This is a genomic window from Methylobacterium sp. CCH5-D2, assembly GCF_001556475.1.
In the GTDB taxonomy this organism is placed as follows: domain Bacteria; phylum Pseudomonadota; class Alphaproteobacteria; order Rhizobiales; family Beijerinckiaceae; genus Methylobacterium; species Methylobacterium hispanicum.
Window position 1 is genome coordinate 1 of sequence record NZ_LSIX01000189.1, and the last position, 730, is coordinate 730.

The 730-nt window shown below is 77.1% G+C and carries 2 pseudogenes; both read left to right on the forward strand.

Going from position 1 to position 730, the window contains the following annotated elements:
• Positions 1-322: pseudogene (locus AX737_RS04875) on the forward strand (hypothetical protein); the annotation flags it as partial.
• Positions 319-730, forward strand: a pseudogene (locus AX737_RS04880) (VWA domain-containing protein); the annotation flags it as partial. The pseudogenes AX737_RS04875 and AX737_RS04880, both read left to right, overlap by 4 nt.

Here is a 730-nt window from a genome sequence, read left to right on the forward strand (position 1 = left end):
GGACGTGGCGGCGCTCGCGCGCGACCTCGGCATCCGGGTCCACACCATCGCGCTCGGCCCCCGCGACATGGCCAACGCCGACGGCGAGCAGGACGTGGTCGATACCGAGACCCTGCGGGAGATGGCCGAGGTCAGCGGCGGCCGGGCCTTCCGGGTGAAGACCACCGAGGATCTGGTCGCGGTGGCCGCCAGCATCGACGCCATCGAGGGCGGTCGCGCCAAGGCGCCGCCGGTGCCGCTGCGGCGCGACCTCTGGCCCTGGCCGGCCGCGCTGGCGCTCGTCTGCGCCGCCGCGCTCCTCGCGAGCCGGAGGCGGGCATGAGCGTCGCGAGCCTCGCCCTGCTGCGGCCCTGGTGGCTCCTCGCGCTCCTGCCGCTCGCGCTGCTCGTCCTGCGGGCGACGTGGCGCGCGGCACCGCTCGGGGATTGGCGCCGGGCGGTGGACCCCGCCCTGATGCGGCTGATGGAGCGCCGCGGCGCCGTGCTCGGCGGGCGTCGGCAGGCCAACCTCGCGGCGGCGCTGGCGGCCGGGCTGATCGCGCTGGCGTTGACCGGTCCGGCGGTCGAGCGCCGGGACGCGGCGACCTTCCGCAACCTCGACGCCACCGTGATCGTCCTCGACCTCTCCCGCTCGGTGACGGAGGGCGGCAGCCTGAAGGAGGTCCGCCAGACCGCACAGGCGGTGGCGGAGGCCGCGGGCACCCGCTCGGTCGCCCTCGTGGTCTACGCGG